General features: G+C 51.1%; 24 protein-coding genes. 15 read left to right on the top strand and 9 right to left on the bottom strand.

Going from position 1 to position 26172, the window contains the following annotated elements; translation table 11 throughout:
* The first annotated feature begins 276 nt into the window (after positions 1 to 276).
* The 4 genes from ACO0LK_RS14420 to ACO0LK_RS14405 all read left to right on the top strand — a co-directional run bounded on the left by ACO0LK_RS14420 (position 277) and on the right by ACO0LK_RS14405 (position 3473).
* Positions 277 to 939: a c-type cytochrome gene (locus tag ACO0LK_RS14420; RefSeq protein WP_422976126.1), complete on the top strand. Its 663-nt coding sequence runs from the start codon at positions 277 to 279 to the stop codon at positions 937 to 939.
* A 21-nt stretch (positions 940 to 960) separates the two neighbouring features.
* Complete coding sequence (locus tag ACO0LK_RS14415) at positions 961 to 2316, top strand: c-type cytochrome (protein WP_422976124.1); 1356 nt, start codon at positions 961 to 963, stop codon at positions 2314 to 2316.
* 56 nt (positions 2317 to 2372) lie between these two features.
* Entirely contained in the window at positions 2373 to 2798 is a 426-nt protein-coding gene (locus ACO0LK_RS14410) for a hypothetical protein (protein WP_422976123.1), read from the top strand.
* 153 nt (positions 2799 to 2951) lie between these two features.
* Complete coding sequence (locus ACO0LK_RS14405; RefSeq protein WP_422976121.1) at positions 2952 to 3473, top strand: VOC family protein; 522 nt, start codon at positions 2952 to 2954, stop codon at positions 3471 to 3473.
* Positions 3474 to 3514: 41 nt separating this feature from the next.
* Here the strand turns inward: ACO0LK_RS14405 and pstS (ACO0LK_RS14400) are convergent, their stop codons facing one another.
* The gene (gene pstS / locus ACO0LK_RS14400; RefSeq protein ID WP_422976119.1) at positions 3515 to 4576 is read right to left on the bottom strand and encodes a phosphate ABC transporter substrate-binding protein PstS; all 1062 of its coding nucleotides are present in this window, start codon (positions 4574 to 4576) and stop codon (positions 3515 to 3517) included.
* 210 nt (positions 4577 to 4786) lie between these two features.
* Between pstS (ACO0LK_RS14400) and ACO0LK_RS14395 the strand changes: the two genes are divergently transcribed.
* From ACO0LK_RS14395 to ACO0LK_RS14385, 3 genes are all read left to right on the top strand, one after another.
* The gene (locus tag ACO0LK_RS14395) at positions 4787 to 5308 is read left to right on the top strand and encodes a hypothetical protein (RefSeq protein ID WP_422976117.1); all 522 of its coding nucleotides are present in this window, start codon (positions 4787 to 4789) and stop codon (positions 5306 to 5308) included.
* A gap of 183 nt (positions 5309 to 5491) precedes the next feature.
* Entirely contained in the window at positions 5492 to 6253 is a 762-nt protein-coding gene (locus ACO0LK_RS14390) for a GNAT family N-acetyltransferase (protein ID WP_422976115.1), read from the top strand.
* A gap of 5 nt (positions 6254 to 6258) precedes the next feature.
* A complete protein-coding gene (locus tag ACO0LK_RS14385; protein ID WP_422976113.1) occupies positions 6259 to 7122 on the top strand; it encodes a UDP-2,3-diacylglucosamine diphosphatase in 864 nt (287 codons plus the stop codon).
* Here the strand turns inward: ACO0LK_RS14385 and ACO0LK_RS14380 are convergent.
* From ACO0LK_RS14380 to ppk1, 3 genes are all read right to left on the bottom strand, one after another.
* Positions 7119 to 8009 carry an EamA family transporter gene (locus ACO0LK_RS14380; protein ID WP_422976111.1) on the bottom strand — a complete coding sequence of 297 codons (891 nt, stop codon included), beginning with the start codon at positions 8007 to 8009 and terminating at the stop codon, positions 7119 to 7121. The two genes, ACO0LK_RS14385 and ACO0LK_RS14380, sit on opposite strands and share 4 nt — an antisense overlap.
* Positions 8010 to 8117: 108 nt before the next feature.
* Positions 8118 to 8597, bottom strand: coding sequence for a phosphohistidine phosphatase SixA (sixA, locus tag ACO0LK_RS14375; RefSeq protein WP_422976109.1), 480 nt, complete (start codon positions 8595 to 8597; stop codon positions 8118 to 8120).
* A 2-nt stretch (positions 8598 to 8599) separates the two neighbouring features.
* The gene (ppk1, locus tag ACO0LK_RS14370; protein WP_422976107.1) at positions 8600 to 10828 is read right to left on the bottom strand and encodes a polyphosphate kinase 1; all 2229 of its coding nucleotides are present in this window, start codon (positions 10826 to 10828) and stop codon (positions 8600 to 8602) included.
* Positions 10829 to 11015: 187 nt separating this feature from the next.
* Here ppk1 and pstS (ACO0LK_RS14365) point away from each other — a divergent pair, with 187 nt between their 5' ends.
* The 8 genes from pstS (ACO0LK_RS14365) to ACO0LK_RS14330 all read left to right on the top strand — a co-directional run bounded on the left by pstS (ACO0LK_RS14365) (position 11016) and on the right by ACO0LK_RS14330 (position 19701).
* A complete protein-coding gene (pstS, locus tag ACO0LK_RS14365) occupies positions 11016 to 12059 on the top strand; it encodes a phosphate ABC transporter substrate-binding protein PstS (protein ID WP_422976105.1) in 1044 nt (347 codons plus the stop codon).
* Positions 12060 to 12211: 152 nt separating this feature from the next.
* The gene (gene pstC / locus ACO0LK_RS14360) at positions 12212 to 13195 is read left to right on the top strand and encodes a phosphate ABC transporter permease subunit PstC (RefSeq protein ID WP_422976259.1); all 984 of its coding nucleotides are present in this window, start codon (positions 12212 to 12214) and stop codon (positions 13193 to 13195) included.
* Entirely contained in the window at positions 13195 to 14067 is an 873-nt protein-coding gene (pstA, locus tag ACO0LK_RS14355) for a phosphate ABC transporter permease PstA (protein WP_422976103.1), read from the top strand. The genes pstC and pstA overlap by 1 nt, the downstream gene beginning before the upstream one ends.
* 13 nt (positions 14068 to 14080) lie before the next feature.
* A complete protein-coding gene (gene pstB / locus ACO0LK_RS14350) occupies positions 14081 to 14860 on the top strand; it encodes a phosphate ABC transporter ATP-binding protein PstB (protein WP_422976101.1) in 780 nt (259 codons plus the stop codon).
* A gap of 105 nt (positions 14861 to 14965) precedes the next feature.
* Positions 14966 to 15676, top strand: a complete 711-nt coding sequence (gene phoU, locus ACO0LK_RS14345; protein WP_422976099.1) for a phosphate signaling complex protein PhoU — start codon at positions 14966 to 14968, stop codon at positions 15674 to 15676.
* 9 nt (positions 15677 to 15685) lie between these two features.
* The gene (phoB, locus tag ACO0LK_RS14340; RefSeq protein ID WP_241457019.1) at positions 15686 to 16372 is read left to right on the top strand and encodes a phosphate regulon transcriptional regulator PhoB; all 687 of its coding nucleotides are present in this window, start codon (positions 15686 to 15688) and stop codon (positions 16370 to 16372) included.
* A gap of 312 nt (positions 16373 to 16684) precedes the next feature.
* A complete protein-coding gene (gene phoR, locus ACO0LK_RS14335) occupies positions 16685 to 17977 on the top strand; it encodes a phosphate regulon sensor histidine kinase PhoR (protein ID WP_422976097.1) in 1293 nt (430 codons plus the stop codon).
* A 233-nt stretch (positions 17978 to 18210) separates the two neighbouring features.
* On the top strand, positions 18211 to 19701 hold the full coding sequence (locus ACO0LK_RS14330; protein WP_422976095.1) for a serine hydrolase: 1491 nt from the start codon (positions 18211 to 18213) through the stop codon (positions 19699 to 19701).
* Between the two features lie 84 nt (positions 19702 to 19785).
* Here the strand turns inward: ACO0LK_RS14330 and ACO0LK_RS14325 are convergent, their stop codons facing one another.
* The 5 genes from ACO0LK_RS14325 to ACO0LK_RS14305 form a co-directional block, all read right to left on the bottom strand.
* On the bottom strand, positions 19786 to 20028 hold the full coding sequence (locus ACO0LK_RS14325; RefSeq protein WP_422976093.1) for a hypothetical protein: 243 nt from the start codon (positions 20026 to 20028) through the stop codon (positions 19786 to 19788).
* 37 nt (positions 20029 to 20065) lie between these two features.
* Positions 20066 to 21889 carry an aminopeptidase P family protein gene (locus ACO0LK_RS14320; RefSeq protein ID WP_422976091.1) on the bottom strand — a complete coding sequence of 608 codons (1824 nt, stop codon included), beginning with the start codon at positions 21887 to 21889 and terminating at the stop codon, positions 20066 to 20068.
* Between the two features lie 196 nt (positions 21890 to 22085).
* Entirely contained in the window at positions 22086 to 22565 is a 480-nt protein-coding gene (locus ACO0LK_RS14315) for a GNAT family N-acetyltransferase (protein ID WP_422976089.1), read from the bottom strand.
* 24 nt (positions 22566 to 22589) lie between these two features.
* Positions 22590 to 24650, bottom strand: a complete 2061-nt coding sequence (gene metG / locus ACO0LK_RS14310; RefSeq protein WP_422976087.1) for a methionine--tRNA ligase — start codon at positions 24648 to 24650, stop codon at positions 22590 to 22592.
* A 140-nt stretch (positions 24651 to 24790) separates the two neighbouring features.
* On the bottom strand, positions 24791 to 25885 hold the full coding sequence (locus ACO0LK_RS14305) for a hypothetical protein (protein ID WP_422976085.1): 1095 nt from the start codon (positions 25883 to 25885) through the stop codon (positions 24791 to 24793).
* Positions 25886 to 26172 lie beyond the last annotated feature (287 nt).

The following is a 26172-nucleotide window of genomic DNA, read 5'->3' as shown; positions in this document are numbered from 1 at the left end:
TAACATTTGCCTTGATCTTTTTTTAAAATGACAATATTTCCCTGATCCGCGATATGAAGCTGAATATGAGGCTGAATATGAGGCTGAATATGAGGCTGAATATGAAGCTGAATTTAGTTTGATCTACATCATGGTTTGGGCAACGACCGGGAAGTTTTTGGAGCAAACTGTTAAGCTACACTCTTTGGACTCCTTTTTTTGTCTGCGTTGATAATGCTCGTTGCCTCCCGCTGTTTTTCTTCCTTTTGCCGAAAGTTCTTTTTTTCAGGCATATTGATGGTGCCTGTTCTTGCAACGGCACAAACTGTTCCGGATACCCTGGCCCAGCGCCTGAAGGCCTGTACCGCCTGTCATGGTGCTGAAGGGCGGGCGGGTACGGATGGTTTTTATCCCAGGATAGCGGGTAAGCCAGCTGGCTATCTGTATAACCAGTTGCTCAATTTTCGTGATGCCAAACGCGGATATCCTGCCATGCGTTACATGGTGGCGCATATGTCAGACGCCTACCTGAAAGAAATTGCCGATTACTTTGCAAATCAGCATCCCCCTTATTCGGCGCCACAGGCACCGGACGCCCCCGCATCTGTGCTGGAGCAAGGCCGGCAATTGGTGTTGAATGGAGATAAATCACGTGATCTGCCTGCCTGTGTTGCCTGCCATGGCGACAAAATGACTGGTCTGACACCCTATGTCCCGGGTTTGCTGGGTTTGCCCAGGGATTACCTGGTCGCTCAGTTGGGGGCATGGCAAACCGGCAGCCGCAAGGCCCATGCGCCAGACTGCATGCAGCAGGTGGCCGCCAAGCTGAAACCCCAGGATATTTCAGCAATTGCTGCTTGGCTGGCAGCACAGCATGTGCCAATAGACACAACAGCATTGGCATCTGCTGATGCCGGTGGGCGTCAGTTCCCGCTGTCTTGCGGCAGTATTCCTCGCTAAATCCAGATACGACAGAACCACATGAAAAGATTTTATTTGATTTTACTGGCGCTGGTGGCGGTCGGTTTGTTGGGCGCTGCCGGTGTGGCGGCGTATGGTTATTATCTGGTAGATGATCATCAGGTACTGGCTGAGCAGCCCAAATCTGCTAATGGTTCTAATGGTGCCAATGGCGTAAATAGTGCAGAGACTGCTGATCTGGTCGCCCGGGGCGAATACCTGGTGCGTGCCGGTAACTGCATGTCCTGTCACACGGCACGTGGTGGCGCTGCATTTGCCGGTGGCAGGGTGTTGCAGACTGAGTTTGGTGATTTTGTCGCACCTAATATTACCCCCGATGTAAAAACCGGTATCGGTGGCTGGAGTGCCGAAGATTTCTGGCAAGCCTTGCACAATGGCAAAGGGCGTGGCGGGCGCATGCTGTATCCGGCTTTTCCGTATACCAATTACAGCCAGGTAACGCGCACAGATTCTGATGCCATGTATGCCTATTTCCAATCCATCCCCAAGATAGAGCGCCCCAACCAGCCGCATGAATTACGCTTTCCTTATGATCAACGGGCTTTGCTGGCGTTTTGGCGGGCTGCGTATTTCCGTCCCTCGGTGTATCGGCAAGATACACAGCAAAGCGCGGAATGGAATCGTGGTGCCTACCTGGTGAACGGACTTGGCCATTGCAGCGCCTGCCATAGCAGCCGCAATATGCTGGGTGCGAATGCCGGTACGGCTGACTTGTCTGGTGGTGAACTGGCGCTGACCAGTTGGTATGCGCCTTCTCTGGCAAACGGCAAGGAAATCAATCTGGCTCAATGGCAGGCACCGCAACTGCTGGCCTTGCTGAAACACGGCATCAATGCAGATACTGCTGTATCCGGCCCCATGGCAGAAGTCGTGTCGGCCAGTCTGCAGCATTTGTCTGAGCAGGATATGAACGCGATGGTGACTTATCTGCGTGCCACACCTGCGGTAAAGGTCGAAGAAAAAGATCTGCTTGACCGTGCATTGTCTGCGCAAAACATCAGCAAGGAAACCATGGATGGCGTCATGAAATCTGGCGCCGCACTGTACAAGACACATTGCATGGATTGCCATGGCGCCGCTGGAGCAGGTGTGCCATCCATTTACCCGGCACTGAAAGGCAACCCGGCGATACAGACGCAACTGGTGGCTAATCCTGTGCGCCTGATTCTGGCTGGCGGCTTTCCACCTGTCACCAAAGGCAATCCGCGTCCATATGGCATGCCGCCATTTGGCCAGGTCTTGTCGGACAATGAAGTGGCGCTGGTATTGAGTTATGTACGTAACGCCTGGGGTAATCAGGCATCGGTGGTGACAGCACCCGAAGTCAATCGTTATCGTACCGCGACGCTGGATTGATATCTGCCGGATAGTCCGGTTGGCGAGGCTGGTCTGTAGAACGAGCTACTCGTGTAATGGAATATGGATCGCTGGTGGATATTGGTACCAATCCACTGGGCATCATCCGTAAGCTGAATAATGCACGTGACACATTCGCTGAACGTGAATTGTTCGAAAAGAACAGACAGCGCTTGCAGGACGTGACGACCGGGACCAATGAAACAAAAGTGGCAGAAATCATCAAACCGGAAGATGTGTCTTTTGTCGCTGGTGGTCTGGTCATGGCATATCCACGTTTTTCCATCGAATATTTTGTCGGTGGCGGTCAGGTGAAACTGATACAGCAACCCTCATTCTATTTCCTGTCACATAAGCAGGCTGCCTTGTTTTATGTCCCCAATACCAACTGGGAACAATACACACCTGTGAGCTGGAGAAAAGCACTTCCCGAAGTGCCTGTCGCGTCTCAGAAAAAAGAAACCGAAGCGGCAGCCAGATAGGTCTCTGTCAATTACCTTCACCTGGGAGCGGTTTATCGTGTCTCGCTGTTATCTGGATCACATCACTATTACCGCACCTGACTTACAATCGGGTGCGACTATGTACGCCAGGTTCTGGGTATAGCCCCGTTGCAAGGTGGTGAACATCCCCGCATGGGGACGCATAACCTTCTATTGCGGCTGGGGGACGAACTGTTTCTGGAGGTGATCGCGGCTGATCCCTCAGTACCGCCCCCATCCCGGCCACGCTGGTTTGCATTGGATGCACTGGCAGCTGATACGCCGCCGCGTCTGTCAAACTGGGTCGCGCGCACCGCTGATATTCATGCCACGCTCGCACATAGCCAGGAAGATCTGGGCAAGATCGAACCCATGAGTCGTGGCGACAATCATTGGCTCATTACCATTCCTGAGGACGGTTCCCTGCCTCTTGAAGGTGTAGCGCCAGCCTTGATAGAGTGGCATACCGCACGCCATCCTGCACAGGGTATGCCGCAGCAAGGATTGGCCTTGTTGAAGCTGGAATTGCATCATCCTGATGCAGCAAGGCTTGCGCGCCTGATGCAGTCATTGCAGATGCAGGCCGGGATTGTTGTTCATGCCATAGCAGCCCATCAGTCACCACGTCTGATTGCGCATATACATACGCCAGCAGGCGTATGTATCCTGTCCTGAATATCTTCATGGCTTGATAGCGTAGAAAAAAAACAGGAATTCTAGTTTTTGCCGTTTATTTCTGTATGCAGATTCCAGTTCAGCGTTTGGCCATTTTTATCTGTGACAGTTGTCATTTCCTTGAATACCCTGGCTTGCAGACCATCTGGCAAGCGCACGAAATCGACATTGTTGACAAAACGGTCGCCGCGCATGAAGGCCCAGGTAAAGAATTTCAATGCCGCCGTTGTTTGCTGCGCATTTTTGGCATGTTGCTGCATGATGATGAAGGTACCCATGGTGATAGGCCAGGTTTTCTGACCTGGTTTGTCAGTCAGCATTTCTTCAAAATTGGCATCGGTTTTCCAGTTACTGTTAGACAGTGCCGCAGAGAATGCCTCGGCTGAAGGCGAAACAAATTTGCCGTCGCGGTTTTGCAACTGCACGCTATCCAGCTTGTCTTGTACCACATAGTTATAGTCAATATAGCTGATGGAATAGGCTGTCTTTTTCAAGGCTGTCACAATACTGCTGCTGCCTTTGACCTGAGTCAGTTTCGTGTTCCAGGCGATCGTAAAATTCTTGCCAAAACGGGTTTGCCAGGATTTGCTGACCTTGTTCAGATAATCGGAAAAATTATAGGTCGTACCTGAACCATCCTGACGCACGATGACTTCTATCGCCTTGTTGGGCAAACGCAGCCCCGGGTTCAAGGCTTGAATGCCAGGGTCATTCCAGTTGCTGACATCGCCGGAAAATATCGCCACCAGCATGTCTGCGTTCAGACGTAATTCACCCGTTTTAATACCCGGCAAGTTGATGACTGGTACCACACCGGAAATGGCAGACGGAAACTGTATTAATGCAGACTTTTTCAGGTCTGCCTGGCTCAGCGCGGCATCGCTGGCACCAAATTCGAGGCTATTTTCCTTGATTTTCTTGATGCCGGCGGATGAACCCGTGGCCTGATAAGTGATAGTCGGGCCGCCGGCTTTCACATAGGCATCTGCCCATTTCTGATACAAAGGAGCAGCAGCAGACGAGCCAGCACCTTGAATTTCAGTAGCAATTGTGACGTGAGAAAGCAGGAGCAGCAGGGGGAAGAGTAAATAAGGGCGCATCATGATGAAAGTAAGCTGGCTGTAACAAGGCCAAATAACAAAAGCGGGATGTTTCATAACAAAATCGGCGCGGATTATCTCATGGAGGCCATGTTTTTGCTGACGGGCGGCTTTTGGTAATGCGGATGTCATTTCTGCTGGCTATGCTTCATCCTTGCATATCGACAATAAATTGTTTATATTGTTTACATGTTTTTAAATTTGGAGGTTGAAATGGTAACTGCAGCAAGCAAAAAACCGAATCCCGTGAATTCCGTCGTGGTGGCAAGTGCCCCAAAAAAAGTGGCTGTGAAGAAAAGTCCAGTCGCTACAGTAAAAAAAGCAGTTGTTGCCAAGCCTGTTCCGGTAGCGAAGTCCGTGGCCAAACCTGCGCCTAAGGCTAAGCCTGCGCCTAAGGCCAAGTCTGTAGCGGTAGCCAAACCGGGCCCGGCACCAAAGGTCGTGAAAGCGGCAGAAGTCAAGGTGCTTGCTCCGGTTGCCAAGCTGGTTGCCGTTCCGGTAGAAAAAGTGAAGAAAGCAAAACTGGTACGTGATAGCTTCACAATGCCTGAAAGTGAATACGCGGCCCTGGGTGCTGTCAAAAAAGCCTGCCTGAAGGCTGGCGTGGAAGTCAAGAAAAGTCAGTTATTGCGTATAGGCGTGGCACTGCTGAGCAAGACAGATGTACCGGCACTGAAAAAGCTGATCGCCGGACTTGCACCCCTGAAGGCCGGACGTCCAAAGAAAGAAAAATAAGCACAGTCGTATTACTTTCTTGTCATTAAGATGACCCCAGAAATCCCCGGGAAACTCTGGTTTTAACGGGGATTGTTGTTTTTTTGCCTGTCATCAAACCGACATCTGGCTGTCATCTTGCTGAAGTAATCCTTGATTATCCTTCGTTCGTCGAATCAACGAACAACATGACAAGGACGATGAATGCGATTACTCACGATACCCGCCGATGCTAATCCAAGTTTTTCCAAACTCAATCTGAGCCTTGCTACAACGCCAGAAGAAGTTACGGAAGTGCAACGCCTGCGTTACAAGGTATTTATCGAAAGCATGGGCTTGTCAGCCCTGTCCAACCCGGATGGGCTGGATAAAGATGAATTTGATGATTACTGCGATCACTTGATAGTACGTGATTCCAAGAGCCTGAAAGTAGTTGGCACCTATCGCATCATGGGGCCGAATGCTGCGCGCCAGATGGGCCGCTATTATTCGGAAACAGAATTTGATCTGTCGCGCCTGCACAATATCCGCCACAGCGTGGCAGAAGCTGGTCGTGCCTGCATCCATCCCGATTACCGCAGTGGCGCTGTCATCATGCTGTTGTGGGCCGGCCTGGCTGCCTATATGCGCCGTGAACGTTGCTCACATCTCATCGGTTGTGCCAGCATCAGCCTGACAGATGGCGGCCAGAATGCTGCTGCCATTTATCGCGGCTTGTCTGCGGCAGATTTTGCTCCGCTTGAATACCGCGTCACGCCACACACGCCTTTCCCGCTGGACGAAATCGACAGCAGCGCAACTGAAGCGCGCATCCCGCCTTTGCTGAAGGGCTATTTGCGGGCCGGTGCCTGGGTGTGCGGTGACCCGGCCTGGGACCCTGATTTCCACAGCGCCGACTTGTTCGTCATGCTGCCATTGGCGAATCTGGACAACCGTTATGCACGTCACTACGGAACAGGGGAGTAACAAGCATGAAACCAGCCGATCAGTTCCTGAATAGTAAATTGTACAAGTCCGGTAAAAAAGAAACCCAGCGTTTCCGCACCATCTGGATTTCTGATTTACATTTGGGAACGAGCGGCTGTCAGGCAGCCAAACTGCTCGAGTTCTTGCGCGCGACCGACTCTGAAACCCTGTATCTGGTGGGCGACATCATTGATGGCTGGCAGTTGAAACGTCGCTGGTACTGGGATCAAACCCACAATAATGTGGTGCAGACCGTATTGAAGAAAGCCAAAAAAGGCACGAATGTCATCTTCGTGCCTGGCAACCATGACGAATCCATACGCCAGTTCATCGACCTCGATTTTGGTGGTATCAAGATCCGTGATGAGCTTGTGCATACCACCGCTGCCGGCAAGCGCATGCTGGTGTTGCATGGTGATCGTTTTGATGGTGTTATCGCTTGCGCCAAATGGCTGGCCTATGTGGGCGACAGCCTGTACACGGTCATCCTGAAGTTCAATCAGATTTTCAATAACTGGCGCGCACGTGCCGGTATGCCTTACTGGTCGCTGTCGCAATACCTGAAGCAAAAGGTCAAGAACGCGGTCAGCTATATCACACAATTTGAAGATGCACTGGCAGATGAAGCGCGTCGCAAAGGGCTGGATGGCATAATCTGTGGCCATATCCACAAGCCAGAAATCCGCGATATCAACGGTATCCTGTATTGCAATGATGGTGACTGGGTAGAAAGCCTGTCAGCCCTGGTCGAAGATGCGCAGGGTGTATTAAAGCTGGTGACCTGGCATGACATCATCCATCCGGCAACTGCACCTGAAACCTTTGTCGACGCAGAGCATGAAGCGGAACTGGAAGCCGTCGGCAGTTAATTCGACGGTGCTGGTTTAAGCCATACCCACAGACGCTGGCCAAACTGGTTGAACACCAGACCGCCAATTACCAGCAAGCCAGCACATATCTTCCACCACAGCAGGGGCTCGTCCAATATCACGGATGCACTCAGCATGCCAACCACTGGTACCAGCAGGGTGAAGGGTGCCACCGTGGCAGCCGGATATTTACGCATCAGCCAGGACCAGATACCAAATCCCAGCAAGGTATTTGGATAAGACTGATAAATAATCGCTGCGACCGATGTCCAGTTCAATTGCGCATAGGCGTTGAGCCAGGCATCGCTACCTTCCAGCAGCAGTGACGCAATCATCAGCGGCGGGCTGGCAATGGCCGACCCCCACACCACCATCGCCAGTGGATTGACTACACCAATTTTCTTGGTGACGATATTGGCGATGCTCCAGCAAATGCTGCCAGCCACCACCAGCAGGAAACCCAGCATGGTAGCCTGCGCTTCAATATGCATGCCAACCAGAGCCATGCCCGACAGGGCAACGAGTGCACCCAGCACCTGCATCAGTTGCGGCTTTTTTTCACCCAGCATCAATACCGCCAGACCCATGGTGAAAAAAGCCTGTAACTGCATCACCAGCGATGCCAGACCAGCCGGGAAACCCAGTTTCATGCCGCAAAACAGCAAGGTGAACTGGAAGGCAAACTGGAACATGCCGTAAGCAATAATCCATTTCCAGGCAGTCTGTGGACGGGGGATGAAAAAAATCAGCGGGAAGGCGGCAAATACAAACCGGGATGCTGTGAACAACACTGGCGGCAAACCTTGCAGACCGATCTTGATGACCACAAAATTCACGCCCCAGGTAACGACAGCAATCATGGCGGCGAGAATGTGTACGGGTTTCATCAGCAGGAGAAGGTAGATGGCAGACGCGTATACTAACAGCTAGCCTGTATTGTTGCTGGCTACCCGGGAACCTGCGTGGGCTGGCATTCAGCAGCTGTCAGGTTTCAGTTATTTGACGACCAGGTCAGGCGACATGATTGCTTTCAGGTAGGTTTGCGTGACGCTGTTTTCACGCTGTCTTTGTGTGATCCACCAGACGTTACCTTTGCGTACGCTGTATTCCTGCAAGGGGTGGCCAAGCAGTTCTGCCGCCACCTGACCCAGGTAGGGCTGGTGGCCGACTATTAGCACAGGCTCGCGGCTATTAGGCCAGTTTGCTGCTGTCAATATGTCTGCGACACTGGCGGCCGGTCCCAGTTCGGGCAAGACTTTGGATTTTCTGCCGCAGGCGATCAGTGCTTCGGCAGTGTCCCGGGTGCGGATGGTGGGACTGACCAGGATTTTGCAGGTCTCTGGCAGTGTGCTGTCAAGCCAGTAGGCAATCTTGCCCGCCTGTTTTAAACCCTTGCCAGTCAGCTTCCTGAATTCATCAGTGAGCTCTTCTGTTGCAGGTTCTGCTTCCGCATGCCGCCAGAGAATTAAATCCATCGTTAGTTATCCGTATCCGCTACTGAACCCAGGCTGTGCATCAAATGTTGCTGGGCGCAGAAACGCAATTGTTTGGCACGCACTTTCTTACGCTCATAATGACCATCAGAATCCAGTACCCAGGCATTAACGTTATCTTTCAAGTAAGGCTCAAGGCCTTCCGATATCACACGTTTTTTCAGTGATTTTTCCAGCACTGGAAAGGCCACTTCAATTCGACGGAACAAATTGCGGTTCATCCAGTCAGCACTGGCCAGATGCACATCATGCGCGAGGTCATTGCGGAAATAATAAATACGGCTATGTTCAAGAAAGCGGCCAATAATCGAGCGCACGCGTATATTTTCTGACAGACCAGGCACGCCTGGGCGCAAGGCGCAGGCACCACGTATGATCAAGTCTATCTTTACGCCATCAGCAGATGCCGCATACAGGGCGCGGATCACGGATTCATCCAGCAAGGCATTCATTTTTGCAATGATCCGGGCAGGGCGGCCTTCGCGGGCAATCCGTGCTTCATTACGGATGGCCTTGATAATCTGTGGTTGCAGTGCAAATGGAGCCAGCCACAGATAGTCAAGCTTCTTCGGTTTAGTCAGACCGGTCAGGTGAATGAACACTTCATTCACTTCTGCTGCCATTTCAGGATGGGCAGTCAATAAACCAAAGTCGGTATAAAAACGGGTAGTGGAAGGGTGATAGTTACCTGTACCCAGATGGGCATAGTGACGTAACAGGCCACCTTCTTCACGGCGTATCACCAGCGCCAGTTTGGCATGGGTCTTCAGGCCGACCACACCATACACAACCTGGGCACCAGCGCGTTGCAACTTGTCTGCCCAGTTGATGTTGGCTTCTTCATCAAAGCGCGCCATCAGCTCGACAATGACGGTGACTTCCTTACCCAGCCGGGCTGCGGTGATAAGGGATTCCATCAGATCGGAATTCATGCCGGTGCGATAAATCGTCTGCTTGATGGCAACCACACTGGGGTCCAGTGATGCAGAACGGATGAAATCAATCACGGTCTGGAAAGGCTGGAATGGGTGATGCAACAAGATGTCCTGCTTGCGCAAAAGTGTGAATATGTCAGCATGCGCATATTTCACGATCGCTTTGGCAGAGAAGGGCGGGAAGCGCAGGTTCGCCTGCTTCACATGATCAACCAGCTCGCCCAGCCGGACCATATTCACCGGACCATCGACCGGATACAGGCGGTCGCTATCGAGGGAGAATTGTTCCAGCAGGAAGCGCGACAGGTTTTCCGGGCAGTTTTTGGCGACTTCCAGACGTACGGCTGCACCGAACTGGCGGGTTTGCAATTCGCCTTGCAAGGCCTGACGCAGGTTTTTGACTTCTTCTTCATCCACCCACAAATCACTGTCACGGGTCACGCGGAATTGTGAGTAATACAAGACTTCACGTCCGTTAAACAAATCTTCAATGTGTGAGTGAATCACCGACGACAGCAGGCAGAAGGCCATGCCATTGTTGGACAGCTCATCTGGCAGACGTATGATGCGAGGCAATACGCGCGGTGCCTTGACGATGGCAATGGCTGTACCGCGACCGAAAGCATCCTTGCCAGCCAGCGAGACGATGAAATTCAGACTCTTGTTGACGACTTGCGGGAAGGGATGGGCCGGATCCAGGCCTATCGGCGTCAGCAATGGGCGTACTTCACGTTCAAAATACGCTTTGACCCAGGCACGCTGCGCTTCGTTACGTTCTGAATGACGCAGCAGGTGTATGCCTTTTTTGGATAACTGGGGCAGGATTTCCTGATTCAGCAGCTCATATTGTCTATGTGCTAACTGGTGGCATTCCTTGCTGATCCGTTCTAACATGGCCTGGAAGGTTGGGTGTTGTACCAGTTCACCATCGACGGTGTTCTGGGCCAGCAGGCTGGCTACCCTGACTTCAAAGAACTCATCCAGATTGCTGCCGACGATACACAGGTATTTCAGCCGCTCAAGCAATGGAATGCTGCGATCTTCAGCCTGCGCCAGCACGCGCCAGTTAAAGGCGATTTGTGACATTTCACGGTCAAGGAAGATGACTGAACGTGACAGTTCAGTAGGTGCCTCCTTGACAGGTTTGGTCACCTTGACAAGTTTTGTTGCCTTGGCCGGCTTCTCGGCAGGCTTGTTTTCTGCAATGACTTCCTGTTTCATTTCTTCCGACGTGGTCGTTGAAGCGGGGGCTACCTGGTTGGGCATAGTATTTCGCATGTCATAAAAGCCATCATATATATACACGCAGACATTCTAGTTGGCTTACATGACAAGTTTATGACATGAAAATGGTAATAAATCCAATTATTTCATAGGTATTTCATTGCGTCATAATCTTGTCATATTTGGCTTGTATAGTGCGCCTCGTAGTACTGAATACCTGTTATTTAACTCTGAGGTGAACATGCAAATCAAACGTGTTGTCAAAACTCTCATCGCTGCAATCGGCGTTGCTGTCACATTCGGCGCTGCTCAGGCTGCCGATATTACCGGCGCTGGCGCGACTTTCCCTTACCCAATTTATGCCAAATGGGCTGAAGCTTATAAAAAAGCCAGCGGCAACGGTTTGAATTACCAGTCTATCGGTTCTGGCGGCGGTATCAAGCAGATCAAAGCGAAAACTGTGGATTTTGGCGCATCTGACATGCCATTGAAAGCAGAAGAACTCGATGCTGAAGGTCTGACACAGTTCCCGGCTATTATCGGTGGCGTGGTTCCTGTTGTGAATCTGGACGGTATCGCTCCAGGCAAAATGAAGATGACAGGCGATATACTGGCCGCCATCTACATGGGTAAAATCACTAAATGGAATGCACCAGAAATCGTGGCCCTCAACCCAGGCCTGAAACTGCCAGCAGAAGACATCACTGTCGTACACCGTTCTGACGGTTCCGGCACAACCTTCCTGTGGACTGATTACCTGAGCAAAGTCAATGCCGAATTCAAAACAGCCGTAGGTTCTTCTACTGCCGTTAAATGGCCAGTCGGTGTAGGTGGCAAGGGCAATGAAGGCGTTGCTTCCAGCGTCAAACAAATCAGAAATTCCATCGGCTATGTTGAATATGCCTACGTCAAGAAAAACAAGATGGCTTACACCTTGTTGAAAAATGCGGATGGCCAGTTTGCAGAACCTGATGATGAAAACTTCAAGGCTGCTGCTGCCGGTGCTGACTGGAGCAAGGCTCCAGGCATGTACCTGGTATTGACTAACCAGCCTGGCAAAATCACCTGGCCTATCACTGGCGCTTCTTTCATCCTGATGCACAAAGCACAGGCTGACGCTGAAAAAGGCAAAGAAGTATTGAAATTCTTTGACTGGGCATTCAAAAACGGTGGCGCCATGGCTGCTGAACTGGAATATGTGTCCCTGCCAGCACCAGTTGTCAAGTTGATCGAAGACAGCTGGAAAGCTAAAGTCAAAGATGCTTCCGGCAAGGCGCTGTGGTAATAAAAAGTTTCAACCTGTTCAGAACTTGAACTAAACAGAATAAGGTAATCCGGGACTGCCCGGATTACCTTCCGGTGGAAAAGACACCCATGACTACCCAAATGTCCTCCGTCAACATGACTGCACCAACTGCAATCCCACCCACGGCCAATATGGCACAGCAGCAGGCGAATCAGGTTGATTCGGCAAAAATGGTTGCAGTGATGCGCCGTCAGCGCTGGCAAGATTTCTTTTTTCATAAACTGACCTTTAGTTTCGCCGCGTTTGTGCTGGTGGTACTGGTCGGTATTATTATTTCCCTGTTCTTGCGCGCCATTCCGGCCATGCAGGAATTTGGTCCTGGTTTTATCACGACGATAGAATGGGATCCGGTCAACGACAAGTTTGGCGGCATGATCGCTATCGTCGGCACCCTGGTCACTTCGGTCATCGCATTGTTGATCGCTTTTCCTGTCAGTTTCGGTATTGCATTGTTCCTGACAGAAATTTGCCCGCCATGGCTGAAGCGTCCTTTGGGCACCGCCATCGAACTGCTGGCTGGCGTTCCCAGTATCATTTACGGTATGTGGGGCCTGTTTGTATTTGCCCCCCTGTTTTCCCAGTATGTACAGCCAGCCCTGGCGGCCACTCTGGGCAAGCTGCCGGTGATTGGCATCCTGTTTTCTGGCCCGATGATAGGCATGGGTATTCTGGCTGCCGGTGTGATCCTGGCAATCATGATCATCCCCTTCATTTCATCCGTTATGCGTGATGTATTTGAAGTGGTGCCACCGGTGCTGAAAGAATCTGCATATGGTCTGGGCTGCACCAAATGGGAAGTTGTGCGCAAGATCGTGCTGCCTTATACAAAAATCGGTGTGGTCGGCGGCGTCATGCTGGGCCTGGGTCGTGCGCTGGGTGAAACAATGGCGATTACTTTCGTTATCGGTAACTCACATCACTTGTCCTGGTCGCTGTTTGCGGCTGGTAACAGTATCGCTTCCACATTGGCGAATGAGTTTGCCGAGGCGGAATCGGTATTGCATACTTCCTCCCTGTTCCTGCTGGGCTTGATACTGTTTGTCATTACATTCATAGTCTTGTCCGCTGCAAAGCTGCTCTTGCTTGGCCTGACTCGTAAGGAAGGAACGAAATAATGGAAAATTCAACGATGCAACAAGCCAGCAATCCGGTCTATCGCCGTCGTTTGCTGATGCATAAATTAGGTATCACCCTGTCTTCACTGGCAATGGCCCTAGGTGTGATTTTCCTGATGTGGATTTTGTTCACGCTGATACTGAAAGGCGTTTCTGCCATCAATATAGCCATGTTCACCGAATCGACACCGGCACCAGGCAGTGATGGTGGCGGTTTGATGAATGCGATTGTCGGTAGCTTCATGATGGTGGGTACCGCTACACTGATCTCCACACCGATAGGCATACTGGCGGGTATTTACCTGGCTGAATACGGCGATAAAAGCTGGTTCGGTGGCGTTACACGTTTCGTTACCGACATCATGTTATCGGCGCCTTCGATTGTGGTTGGTCTGTTTGTGTATGCGATTTACGTCGCCAACGTCAAGCATTTCTCTGGCTGGGCAGGTAGCGTGGCAATTTCGCTGATTGCTATCCCGGTCGTGGTACGTACTACCGACAATATGCTGGGGCTGGTTCCGGCCAGCTTGCGTGAAGCAGCATTTGCACTGGGCGCACCACGCTGGAAGGTCGCTCTTCTGATACGCTTGCGTGCTGTCAAGGCTGGTGTTGTGACTGGGATTTTGCTGGCGGTTGCCCGTATCTCTGGTGAGACTGCGCCTTTGCTGTTCACAGCGCTGAACAATCAGTTCTTCAGTGGCAATATGAACAAACCGATGGCCAACCTGCCGGTAGTGATTTATCAGTTTGCGATGAGTCCTTATGACAACTGGCGTGACCTGGCCTGGGGTGGAGCATTGCTGATTACCTTCAGCGTCCTGGGTTTGAATATTTTATCGCGTACTTTGTTTAACCAAAAAACACAGCATTAATATTGGCCTCGATATGACTACTCCACAAGACAATCAATACAAAAAAGCAATCGAAATCGGCGGCTTGAATTTTTATTACGGTGCTACCCGTAGCCTGCGCGATATCAATCTGAATATTTACGATAAAAAAGTGACTGCCTTCATCGGCCCGTCCGGTTGCGGTAAGTCAACGCTGTTGCGTACCTTGAACCGTATGTATGATCTGTATCCTGGCCAGCGTGCCGAGGGCAAGATTATGTACAACGGCAAAAATATTCTGGATGCGGATCAGGACATCAACCTGCTGCGTGCACGCGTCGGCATGGTGTTCCAGAAACCTACACCTTTCCCGATGTCGGTCTATGACAACATCGCCTTTGGTGTCCGCCTGTATGAAAACCTGTCCAAAGGTGAGATGGATGAACGTGTTGAATGGGCGCTGAAAAAAGCGGCTATCTGGACTGAAGTCAAAGACAAACTCAACAAGAGTGGTCTGAGCCTGTCCGGTGGTCAGCAACAGCGTCTGTGCATCGCCCGTGGTGTATCCGTCAGACCAGAAGTGTTGCTGCTGGATGAACCGACCTCGGCACTGGATCCGATTTCTACGGTGAAAATCGAAGAACTGATCAATGAGCTGAAAGAAGAATACACGATTGCCATTGTTACCCATAATATGCAACAGGCGGCGCGTTGTTCTGACTATACCGCCTACATGTATCTGGGTGAACTGGTCGAATTCGGTGAAACAGATCATATCTTCATGAATCCGGTGAAGAAAGAAACTCAAGACTATATAACTGGCCGTTTCGGCTAAGAAAACGACAGCTTGCCTTGTTTGTCGGCCCGTATGTGTACGGGGCAGACACAAGACTGCATGGCGGTGTTTTAATTATTGCAATTGCGAATTCAGGAGAAACCTGTGACAGGCGAACATTCCTCAAAACAATATGATATGGATCTGGAGACGATACGTTCCAAGGTCTTGTTGATGGGCGGTTTGGTAGAAAGCCATTTCCATGACGCGATGTCCTGCTTCCGCACAGGTAATGCTGAACAGGCAGAAGCAGTGATACAGTCTGACCTGGAAGTCAACCGGCTGGAAGTCAGCCTGGACGACATGTGCAGCCACCTGATCGTCAAACGTCAGCCGGCAGCGAATGATCTGCGCACTGTCATGGCAACTGGTAAAGTCATTACCGATCTTGAACGAATCGGCGACGAGTCGACCAAGATTGCACGCATTTCCAGAGATGCTGCCAACAACAAACGTGGCGTACCGATGTTCAGCGGCTATGAAACCGTGCGCGTGCTGGCCAGCAGTGTGGCAGACATGTTGCATCAGTCGCTGGATGCCTTTGCCCGTCAGGATGGAGCCAAGGCTGTGCAGTTGATCGCACAGGATGCGCTGATTGACAATGACTTCCGCTCCATCATGCGTAATCTGATTACTTTCATGATGGAAGATCCAGCTACGATATCATCTTCCCTGGACGCACTTTGGGTCGCAAAGGCGATAGAACGTATTGGTGATCACGCCAAGAATATTGCCGAACATACGATTTATATCGTTGAAGGCAAGGACATCCGTCATTCCGACTATGTGACCAGCAAGCAGGAACAACAGAATTAATTATTTATAATGGCTACAGACACAACAATACTCATTGTGGAAGATGAGCCGGCAATCGTGGAACTGGTGAGTTTTTCACTGCGCGCTGCCGGCTGGAACACTTTTGCGGTCAACTCTACAGCAGAGGCCTGGGATTATTTGCAGCGCCGCACTCCGCAACTGATTTTGCTGGACTGGATGTTGCCAGATCAAAGTGGCTTGCGACTTTTGTCCAAGATACGTTCCGATCGTCAATTCAATGAAATACCGGTCATCATGCTGACAGCGAAGAGCATGGAAGAAGACAAGATTGCCGGCCTCGATCATGGTGCCGACGATTACGTGACCAAGCCTTTTTCACCACGTGAACTCACCGCCAGGATCAAGGCGCTGTTGCGTCGCAAGAGCCCTGAACATGCACAAACAGCCCTGACTGCCGGGCCGGTCGTGCTTGATCCTGTCAGTTGCACAGTCAAGATTGAAGACAGCAAGGTCGATATCGGTCATGCCGAATACAAATTGCTGAAATTCTTCATGGCCCATCCCGAACGTGTCTTTTCGCGTAGCCAGTTGCTCGACAAGGTATGGGGTGATCATGTCGTCATTGAAGAAAGAACTGTTGACGTGCATGTCTTGCGTCTGCGTAAAGTCTTGAAAAATGCCGAATCCCTTATCAAGACAGTACGTAGCGTAGGCTATATGCTGTCTGAAAAATAAATGCCGCTACTCAGGCATATGCTGTCAGTCTGAGCACCATTTATGCAAATTACATCAGTGAATAATGACGGGGTAGCAGCATGCCGTTTTGCTGTCTCCCTGCCTCTGGTTGCACCCTCTCTAGCCTCTGTGGCTTTGCCTGCTGTCGTTCATGGCAGGGATGTTGAGAAAACACACCATTCTCTCTCAGATAGAGTAAGCTTGATAATGTATCAAGCTCAACAGGCTTGGGCATGCCGTACAGGTGCCGGCACAAGTCGATTATCTGTGTAAATAGCCAGCCATCATTCCAAGCAATATTCAGGATCATTCATGTCACCACGCCTCATTTTCTGGATCTCTGCGTTTGTGCGTATTTTAGTCGTATTGATAGGAACGGCCTGTGCTGCCTACCTGTGGGGAGCTGTTACCGGCTTGTTGATAGGCATGGCCGGGCTGATTGGCCTGTTTTGTATCCAGCTGTTTTATCTGCAGCGCCTGGCGGACTGGCTGGATCATCCCAGCAGTTCGCGTTTGCCGGATGGCTGGGGCGCCTGGACTGATATTTTTTCTCGCTTGTACAAACTGCGTCGCGGTGATGAAAAAAACCAGGCCGAGCTGGCAGAATGGCTGGCGCGTTTTCGCCAGGCCATGACCCTGTTGCCGGATGGTGTAGTGATCATGGATGATGTGCTATTTCTTGAATGGTGTAATCCTGCTGCGGAAAGCCATCTGGGCCTGAGCCTGGCACAAGACAAGGGCATGCGCGTCACCAATCTGGTACGTAGCCCGGAATTTATGGATTACATCATCCTTGGCCGCTATGAGACACCCCTGACATTGTCTTTCCGTGACCGCAAGCTGATCGCCCATATCATCCCGTTTGAAAATCGCCGCCAGATTCTGGTAACCCATGACGTCACCGAGTCTGAGCGCATAGACATGATGCGGCGCGATTTTATTGCAAATGCCTCGCATGAATTACGCACGCCTTTGACTGTCATTAATGGCTTTCTGGAAATTGCTTCGATGCAGGGGGATCTGGACAATCAGACCCGTAATATGCATCTGAAACTGATGACGGAGCAGGGCGAACGTATGCAACGTCTGGTTGAAGACATGCTGACCCTGACCAGGCTGGAATCAGTTGACTACCCGCCACGTCCTGAACGTATCAATATGCTGGGTTTGCTGGAGCAGATATTGCAGGAGGCGCATGCGCTGTCCGCTGGCAAGCACACGATTACTCTGGAATGTACTGGGCCGGATATTCGCGGTAGCAATGACGAAATCCGCAGTGCACTGACCAATCTGGTGACGAACGCAATCCGTTATACGCCAGAGAACGGCAATATCAAAATCAGCTGGATCGATACCGAGCAGGGGCCCAAATTCGCGGTTCAGGATGATGGTATAGGTATCAGCGCTGAACATATCTCTCGTCTGACGGAGCGCTTTTACCGTGTCGATAAAAGCCGTTCACGCGAAACCCAGGGTACCGGCCTGGGCCTGGCGATCGTCAAGCATGTACTGTTACGGCACAAGGCAAACCTGCTGATCGAATCCACACCGGATGTCGGCAGCAAGTTCTGCGTGCAATTTCCCGGTACGATAGTCAGCGCATAAATTGCCTTTGCTTGTCCGGTATGTGTCCGCTGTTGTCCGCAGTTGCCCGTTATTTGCAAAGCGGGCACAGATGTAGATAGATAATCTGAATAAAATCAATCACTTAATTTGCCACATCTACTTCGTGGCATATTTCATGCTGTGCAATTAAACCAAGACTCACTCTGATTCCTTCCATCTTGCGGGCGGGAGAGGGAGTGACATAAAACCTTTGCATATCATGGAGGAAAAAATTGAAAACACCATTTCTGCGCCACATTTGTCAGTTAAGCCTGGTCACATTGACGCTTTGCGCCATCAATGTCCAGGCTGCTGCCCCAGTTGCACTTAACGATGCAGACATACTGGCTATTCTCAAACAGCGCATAGACAGGGAACAAATGGGGGCCAGTATTGTTATTGGCATCATTGACGATAAAGGTAGTCGCGTGATCAGCCATGGCTATGCCAATGTGCAGAATCGTACCCGGGCAGATGCAGATACCGTGTTTGAAATAGGCTCTATCAGCAAGGTATTCACCGGTTTGATTTTGATGGATATGGCAGAAAAAGGCGAAGTCAGCCTGAATGATCCCGTGGCGAAGTACTTGCCAGCAACGGTGACCGTGCCTGGCCGGGGTGGCAAGCAGATCAGTCTGCGTGATTTGTCCACGCATGTGTCCGGCTTGCCCAGAATGCCAACCAATTTTGCACCAAAGAACCCTCAAAATCCTTACGTCGATTACACCCAGGATTTGCTCTACCAGTTTTTATCCGGTTATCAGTTGACACGTGATATCGGCGCCAGTCCAGAATATTCAAATGTAGGTGTAGGTCTGCTTGGACATGCACTCAGTTTGCGTGCTGGTACTGATTACGAAACCCTGATAAGAAACCGCATCCTTATTCCTTTGGATATGCGCAGTACCGGCATACGCCTGACCGACGACATGAAAAAACACCTGGCTATACCGTATGTCGTGGGAGGGAATTTTGGTGGTGAGACAAAACTGGATGCCACATCCAATTGGGATCTTGGTGTGTTGGAAAGTGCAGGGGGTATTCGCTCTTCCACGAACGACATGTTGAAATTTCTGGCTGCCAATATGGGAAAAGACAGCACACTGAAGGCAGTCATTAACAAGATGCAGGAACCACTGGAACCGCAAGAGCCTGGCAAACCAGTCAGGCTGGCATGGGGTGGGTACAGCAAAAGATATGGCAGTGAAATCACGGGGCATTCAGGTGGTACCGGCGGTTATCGCAGCTATATCGGTTTTGACAGGAAAGCTGGCAAGGGTGTTGTAGTCTTGTCCAATGCGACAACGGATGTTGCCGATATCGGCAGCAAGATCATCAATAGCGAATACCGTCTGGCGCAACTAAAAATACCGCCCGTATTTTTGCAGGCACTGGAAAAAGCTGGTTATGAAAAGGCGATTGCTGTCTACCAGGATATTAAAGCGAAAGATGCTGATTTTTACCTGCGGGAAGAAGTCTTGAATGAATGGGCTTACTTCAGGCTGAAAGATAAAAAGGATCAGGTTACGGTGGAATTATTCAAACTGGGCGTGTACTTGTATCCCAAGAGTGCCAATACCTATGACAGCCTGGCGGAAGCCTATGAAGCAGTTGGCATGAATGAACTGGCGATCAGCAATTACCAAAAATCGCTGGAGCTTAATCCGCAAAATACCAATGCAGTCAATCGACTGAAAGTACTGGCGGAAACAGGCAAGAAATAAAAAGCGATTTGCTTACAAGACAGGCGGTGAGGCATATGCTGCCTGTCATGCAGCTACTGTTGGGCTGATCTGCCGGATGCAGGCTTATTTCTTACTGCTCTCTGCATAGACACGCAGAAGATCAGAAACCAGCACGCCATCTATCCGCATGCCAGTAAACTCGCAGGCTTCCATCGTCACATTGATGAAGGAAACATCCCTGAAGCGGCAGGCTTCCATATCAACACTATGGAATGAACTGGTACGCAATTGAACCTGACCAAAATTTGAACCGGCCAAATCCATATTATGGAAATTCCGGCCCTGCAATAATTTATTGTCTTCCATGACGTGCCTTGTTATGTGAATGGGCAATCCTGATTGTTTAGCGCACCAGGGCTCTGGTTCTTTCCTTCAGCCATTCCAGCGCAGCACCGCTGACGCGGGCTGACAGGCGTTGCAGGACGGTAGCATGGTAATCATTGAGCCACTTAACTTCATCTTCACGCAGCAGGCCGATGATGATGCAGCGCGTGTCTATGGGGCAGAGTGTCAGGGTTTCAAATTCCAGGTATTCACCAAACTCGGTGTGCATGGCTGGCACGTTCAAGAGCAGGTTTTCTATCCTGACGCCCCATTTGCCGGGGCGGTAAATGCCAGGCTCATTGGATGTGATCATGCCGGGTTCCATCGCCATATGGGCTTCTGCAATGGCTCCGGAAATGTTTTGCGGGCCTTCATGCACATTCAGGAAATAGCCAACGCCATGACCCGTGCCATGACCATAGTTGATGCCGTCGGCCCAGATAGGGGCGCGGGCGACAGTATCAAGCATGGGTGACAGGGTGCCGCGTGGATAGCGCATTTGCGAAAGATTGATCATGCCCTTCAGCACCAGGGTGAAATCACGCTTTTGTGCATCGGATACCTGGCCTATGGGCATGACACGGGTAATGTCGGTTGTACCGTTCAGGTATTGACCACCAGAATCGATGAGCAGCAAGCCATCGCCTTCAATCACCGAGTGCGACTCTTTGGTGGCGCGGTAATGCGGCATGGCACCGTTGGCATTGAAACCGGCAATGGTACTGAAGCTGGGTGAGACAAAATGCGGCTGGCGTGCACGGGCGGCGCAGATTTCTTCATCAATGGTCAGTTCGGTGATGCGTTGCTTACCGAGTGCACCCTCCAGCCAGCTAAAGAATTCACAGAGGGCAGCACCGTCCTGTTCCATTGCTTCACGCACGTACTGGGCTTCCTGCAAAGTCTTGCGCGATTTGGCAAAGACCGAGGGATTGATGGCTTCTATCGCATGCACAGTGGCCGGTATGGTCTGGCGGAAGCCATAGGTAATACGGCGCGGGTCTATCATGATGCTGCTGCCAGCAGGCAGAGCGGCCAAGGCTGTTGCTGCATTGCTATAGTCAGACAGCTTGATACCATCATGCGCCAGTGTTGTTGCCAGCTCAGCCGGTACCTTGCCGCTGGACACAAACAGTGTCGCTTCATTCTGGCTGATCAGCGCATGGCCAACAAATACCGGGTTATAGCTGACGTCAGAGCCGCGTAGATTGAAAATCCAGGCCAGATCATCGACAGTGGACACAAAATGCCAGTCAGCGTTCTTGCTGCGCATCTGTTCACGCAGCATGGCCAGTTTGTCGGCACGTGACACCACGGCATACGGTGCTGCATGTTCATAAATCGGCGCTTGCGGCAAGCTTGGGCGTTGATCCCAGACCTGCTGCAAAAGATCTGTAGCGGTATCCAGTTTGATGTTTTTGGCTTTTAAAGCCTGTTCCAGTGCCCTGGCAGTCGCCAACCCCAGAACCATGCCATCCACGCCTGCGATTTGCCCGGCTTGCAGATTTTCTGCCAGCCAGTCTATATACAGCGTAGCAGCCGCAGAGGCGATTTTCATCATCTTGATGCCGGTTGGTGCCAGTTCTGTTTCTGCTGAACTCCAGTAGCGGCTATCGACCCACAAACCAGCATAATCAGCGGTGACGACCAGCGTACCTACCGAGCCGGTAAAACCGGAAAAATAGGTACGTCCCTGCCAGCGGTCAGGCAGGTATTCCGACAGATGGGGGTCTGATGAGGGAACGATATACGCATCCAGCCCCTGCGCCTTCATGGCAGCGCGTAATTGCACCAGGCGTGCGGGAATCGGGGAGGTGACGGCAGAAGGGCTAATAGGGCTGTTCATGGATGGATTTCCAAATCAGGATAGACGGGTACAGTGAATGGGCCAATGTAAGCAAGTCAATACTAAGCAATGGCGGGCACGTACACATTGCTGGATAAAAAAGCAAGCACAGGAGAGCAAGCGATTACCTGCACTATGAATACAAGAAAAGAGTATACCTAAAATATATTAGATACGAGAATCTATGCCGATTTCGTTAGTTTCTCAGAAAACGCCGCATGACGTAAGGGGCTGGTTCATTCGGATTGGCATGCGAATATTCAAGCTCGGGTGCCAGTTCAAATTCAAATGCTGCATACAGGTCCAGCAGGCGCGGCTGGTCACTGCGTACACCCAGGCGCAATTCTTCTATGCCGGCGATCTGGGCGGCATGGATGACGGCTTCCAGCAAGTGTTGCGACAGGGTTTCGCCACGAAAAGCGGGCAGCACACCCATGCGCAACATTTCCCAGCAATTGCTTTCAGTGTCTACTGGCAACCAGCGCACCGAACCTACCGGTTCGTCATCAACCAACAGCACAAAACCGCCACCCTGCATCAAGTCCTGATGGACTCTTTCGCTGGTTTCATGATGACCGGTGGAGCTGCGCGCGACCTTTTCAGACCAGCAAGTACGGGTCAGATGCGCGATCAGTTGCGCATCTTCAAAAGTAGCCTCACGGACGACGATATGCATATCAGAACAAAGCACAGACAGGTATTAACGAACGCGCATGCCTGGCTGAGCACCGGGCCATGCTTCCAGTATGTACAGGCCGGGATTAGCTTTTTCATCGGCGGCTGATGCAGCCAGCACCATGCCTTCGGATAAACCAAATTTCATCTTGCGTGGTGCCAGGTTGGCCACCATGACGGTGAATTTGCCTATCAGTTGTTCTGGCTGGTAAGCTGACTTGATACCCGAAAACACATTGCGTGTGCGGCCTTCGCCCACGTCCAGGGTCAGACGCAAGAGCTTGTCTGAACCTTCAACATGTTCGCAATTGACGATTTTGGCAATGCGCAAATCCACTTTGGCAAAGTCATCAATCTTGATTTCTTCAGCCAATACTTCGATGTCGGTTGTAGCAGCGTCGTCAGCAGCAGTATCAGTTGTGGCCGGTACTGCAGGTACATCAAACAGATCATCAAAAATCTTGATGTCCACCCTTTGCATCAAGTGCGCATACGGATTGATTTTGTGATGATGTGGCAATGGTGTCGCAACATCTGCCCATTGCAATGGCGCGATATTCAATTGTGCTTCTACCTGGGCGGCCAGTTGCGGCAAGACCGGTTTCAGGAAAATGGTTAGAATGCGGAAGGCTTCCAGCAAGCGGCTACAGACTTCCTGCAATTTGGCATCGTTCTCTGGCTTTTTCGCCAGTTCCCAGGGCTTGTTGGAATCGACATAGGCATTCACCAGATCTGCCTGTTCCATGGCGGCACGCAGGGCTTTGCCATATTCGCGTGCTTCGAACAGCGCCTGGATTTCCGGCGCGACCTTGCGCAGATTATTCAGGAAAACATCATCCGCCGTGGCCCAGTCAGTCGCGATCACACCATCGAAACGCTTGGTGATGAAGCCTGCTGCACGGCTGGCGATGTTGATGTACTTGCCGATCAGATCAGAATTGACACGCGCCACAAAGTCATCCGGATTCATATCCAGATCTTCGACCTTGGCATTCAGTTTGGCAGCGAAGTAATAGCGCAGCCATTCCGGGTTCATGCCGATTTCGAGATAGCGCAGCGGTGAAATACCCGTGCCACGTGACTTCGACATTTTTTCGCCAGAGACAGTCACAAAGCCGTGTGCATACACATTGTCCGGTGTCTTATAACCAGAAAACTTCAGCATCGCTGGCCAGAACAGGGTATGGAAATAAGTGATGTCCTTGCCGATGAAATGAATTTGTTCAGTCGTCGGGTCTGCCATGAAAGCATCGTAATCACGACCGGTCTTGCCGAAGTAGTTCTTCAGCGACGCCAGGTAACCGACAGGCGCATCCAGCCAGACATAGAAATACTTGCCCGGTTGATCAGGAATCTCGATGCCAAAATAAGGTGCGTCGCGACTGATATCCCAGTCGCCCAGGCCGCCTTCGCCTTCCAGCCATTCCTTGCATTTGTTCGCCACTTCGGATTGCAGGCGATTGTCTTTCAAGGCCCAGCCGCGCAAGAATTCCACGCATTTTTCATCTGACAGTTTGAAGAAAAAATGCTCGGACGATTTCATGATCGGTGTGGCACCGGTCAGCACCGAGTAAGGATTCTTCAATTCAGTCGGCGCATACACGGCGCTACAGACTTCACAGGAATCACCATATTGGTCCTTGGCACCACATTTAGGGCATTCACCCTTGATGTAGCGATCAGGCAGGAACATGTTTTTGACCGGGTCAAAGAACTGTTCTATGGTTTTGCTGGTGATGAAGCCGGCCGATTTCAGCTTGCGGTAAATATCCTGTGACAACTGATGGTTTTCTTCACCATCGGTTGAATGCCAGTTGTCAAACTGGATATGAAAGCCGTCGAGGTATTGTTTGCGGCCAGCTGCGATCTGTGCCACGAAAGCCTGTGGTGTGATGCCGGCTTTTTCAGCCGCAATCATGATAGGTGCACCGTGTGCATCATCCGCGCCGACAAAATGTACCTCATTACCTGACATTCGCTGATGCCTTACCCAGATGTCAGCCTGGATATACTCCATGATGTGACCAAGGTGGAAAGGCGCATTCGCGTACGGCAGGGCAGTGGTAACAAACAGCTTACGGGTCATGGTTGATGCACTTTTTATGAACGGACAAGGGCATTATTCTAACAGCGAAAGCCCAAATTGAAGACGCTTTGCCCCTGGCTCTGGCATGAGAGCAGGGTTTTTATGTGTTTTTGCTAATTTTCTTGCTTGTTGCAGCCAGTTCAGACCACCCAGGCACCGTTGCTGTACACCACTTCTTGATCCAGTCTTACAGCCTCGGTAACGGCAAACACGTCAACATGGTGCCTGCCTTCGCCGCGCTTGATATGTGGTTTTGCATAACTGCCATGCTTTGTTCCCAAGGACAAATGCACGCCGCACATGCGTTCATAGGTACCGATATCGCGTACGCTGCGGTCTTTGGAAAAGGCGCGGTTCATGCCAAAACCCAGTTCACGCACCCAGATGACACCATCATCCTTACGGATATTCGCCAGTACCAGATCAAATTCAGGTGTGGAATCGCGGGTGTCAACGACCTGGCCTTTATCTACGACCAGGGTAATCGGCTGTGCCGGGCGGTTGACGGTAAAACTGGTATCGCCAAAGGCAAATATCCGTACCTGTCCATATACATCTTCAAGCGCGACGGATTCTGTGAATACTTCACCGATAGGAAATTGCCCGCCGATATTCTTCATATCGCGATAATCGCCGACATTCAGTTTGGCAGGCTCAAAGCGGCCGCTGAAAATCAGTTCAGCACCGCCACTATCGACGATACCCTTGCTGGCATTGTCGATTTTTTGCTTGAGGGCATTGCCTGTACCACGATAATAACTAGCGTCATAAGCCAGCGATTCTATGTAATACAAGGCTTCTTGCCCCGACATGCGTGCCAGATGGGGATGTTCTATGACTTTCAGGCTGCGCTTGAATAACTCTACCCGCAGCCGGTATGCCTCAAGGCGAAAATTGGTGGATTGAACCAGAATCGCCAGGTCATTGGCCGACAGGGCATTCAGGGTTTGCAAAATGTAATCGGGTGTTTCTTTATCAAAATCAATGAACTGTGCATGTGGCAGGCATAGCCTGTAGGCAGCAGTCAGCGTCATCGCCAGCTCGCAGTTACTGTCAAACACCAGCACGGCCCGCTGTTGCGCGGTATGCTCAAATGCCAGCAACAGGATATCGCTCAGGTGTTGCGCTGCGGTTTTGATGACGGCTTCGGGCAAGGCGCAAAAGCTGTCTGGAGCTGTGGTTGCAGGCGTGGCAGACATTGCAGCTGTGGCGTTGGGGCTTACGGGGGAAATCATGGTTCTTTCTGCGATGATGGCTGGCACTGCAGCCTGAGGACTTTGTCCAAAACCCCTATTTTAAGGCTGTCTGCCCTGATATGCTGCTTTTCTCATGGAATAAGGCCGGGCTTTTGATTTTCAGCCGTGTTAGTTGCCATTGACTCAGTTTTCCGGGCTTGCAGATCTGCCAAAAGGTAATCCTGCCTGGTTTTTTGTCAGAAGCAATAAATAATCGCCAAATTGATTGATCGGGAAATGGTCCTGCCGATGATGGTTTGCCATAGCAGGAACTGGATAGAAACCTC

Origin of the sequence: Undibacterium sp. Ji49W (assembly GCF_049340205.1) — a bacterium.
Classification (GTDB): Bacteria; Pseudomonadota; Gammaproteobacteria; order Burkholderiales; family Burkholderiaceae_D; genus Undibacterium.
Note: the sequence above shows the minus strand (reverse complement) of the source record. Positions and strands in the feature narration are given on the sequence as shown.

What these genes read in the sequence shown, in the direction of transcription:
- pstS (WP_422976105.1), top strand. Translation starts at nt 11,016, where the DNA reads ATGCAAATCAAACGTGTTGTCAAAACTCTCATCGCTGCAATCGGCGTT.
- ACO0LK_RS14385 (WP_422976113.1), top strand. Translation starts at nt 6,259, where the DNA reads ATGAAACCAGCCGATCAGTTCCTGAATAGTAAATTGTACAAGTCCGGT.
- ACO0LK_RS14305 (WP_422976085.1), bottom strand. Translation starts at nt 25,885, where the DNA reads ATGATTTCCCCCGTAAGCCCCAACGCCACAGCTGCAATGTCTGCCACG.
- ACO0LK_RS14410 (WP_422976123.1), top strand. Translation starts at nt 2,373, where the DNA reads ATGGAATATGGATCGCTGGTGGATATTGGTACCAATCCACTGGGCATC.
- pstC (WP_422976259.1), top strand. Translation starts at nt 12,212, where the DNA reads ATGGCACAGCAGCAGGCGAATCAGGTTGATTCGGCAAAAATGGTTGCA.
- ACO0LK_RS14405 (WP_422976121.1), top strand. Translation starts at nt 2,952, where the DNA reads ATGGGGACGCATAACCTTCTATTGCGGCTGGGGGACGAACTGTTTCTG.
- ACO0LK_RS14315 (WP_422976089.1), bottom strand. Translation starts at nt 22,565, where the DNA reads ATGCATATCGTCGTCCGTGAGGCTACTTTTGAAGATGCGCAACTGATC.
- ACO0LK_RS14395 (WP_422976117.1), top strand. Translation starts at nt 4,787, where the DNA reads ATGGTAACTGCAGCAAGCAAAAAACCGAATCCCGTGAATTCCGTCGTG.
- ACO0LK_RS14415 (WP_422976124.1), top strand. Translation starts at nt 961, where the DNA reads ATGAAAAGATTTTATTTGATTTTACTGGCGCTGGTGGCGGTCGGTTTG.
- pstS (WP_422976119.1), bottom strand. Translation starts at nt 4,576, where the DNA reads ATGATGCGCCCTTATTTACTCTTCCCCCTGCTGCTCCTGCTTTCTCAC.
- sixA (WP_422976109.1), bottom strand. Translation starts at nt 8,597, where the DNA reads ATGGATTTAATTCTCTGGCGGCATGCGGAAGCAGAACCTGCAACAGAA.
- ACO0LK_RS14390 (WP_422976115.1), top strand. Translation starts at nt 5,492, where the DNA reads ATGCGATTACTCACGATACCCGCCGATGCTAATCCAAGTTTTTCCAAA.
- pstA (WP_422976103.1), top strand. Translation starts at nt 13,195, where the DNA reads ATGGAAAATTCAACGATGCAACAAGCCAGCAATCCGGTCTATCGCCGT.
- pstB (WP_422976101.1), top strand. Translation starts at nt 14,081, where the DNA reads ATGACTACTCCACAAGACAATCAATACAAAAAAGCAATCGAAATCGGC.
- ACO0LK_RS14380 (WP_422976111.1), bottom strand. Translation starts at nt 8,009, where the DNA reads ATGAAACCCGTACACATTCTCGCCGCCATGATTGCTGTCGTTACCTGG.
- phoB (WP_241457019.1), top strand. Translation starts at nt 15,686, where the DNA reads ATGGCTACAGACACAACAATACTCATTGTGGAAGATGAGCCGGCAATC.
- phoR (WP_422976097.1), top strand. Translation starts at nt 16,685, where the DNA reads ATGTCACCACGCCTCATTTTCTGGATCTCTGCGTTTGTGCGTATTTTA.
- ACO0LK_RS14420 (WP_422976126.1), top strand. Translation starts at nt 277, where the DNA reads ATGGTGCCTGTTCTTGCAACGGCACAAACTGTTCCGGATACCCTGGCC.
- ACO0LK_RS14325 (WP_422976093.1), bottom strand. Translation starts at nt 20,028, where the DNA reads ATGGAAGACAATAAATTATTGCAGGGCCGGAATTTCCATAATATGGAT.
- metG (WP_422976087.1), bottom strand. Translation starts at nt 24,650, where the DNA reads ATGACCCGTAAGCTGTTTGTTACCACTGCCCTGCCGTACGCGAATGCG.
- ACO0LK_RS14320 (WP_422976091.1), bottom strand. Translation starts at nt 21,889, where the DNA reads ATGAACAGCCCTATTAGCCCTTCTGCCGTCACCTCCCCGATTCCCGCA.
- ppk1 (WP_422976107.1), bottom strand. Translation starts at nt 10,828, where the DNA reads ATGCGAAATACTATGCCCAACCAGGTAGCCCCCGCTTCAACGACCACG.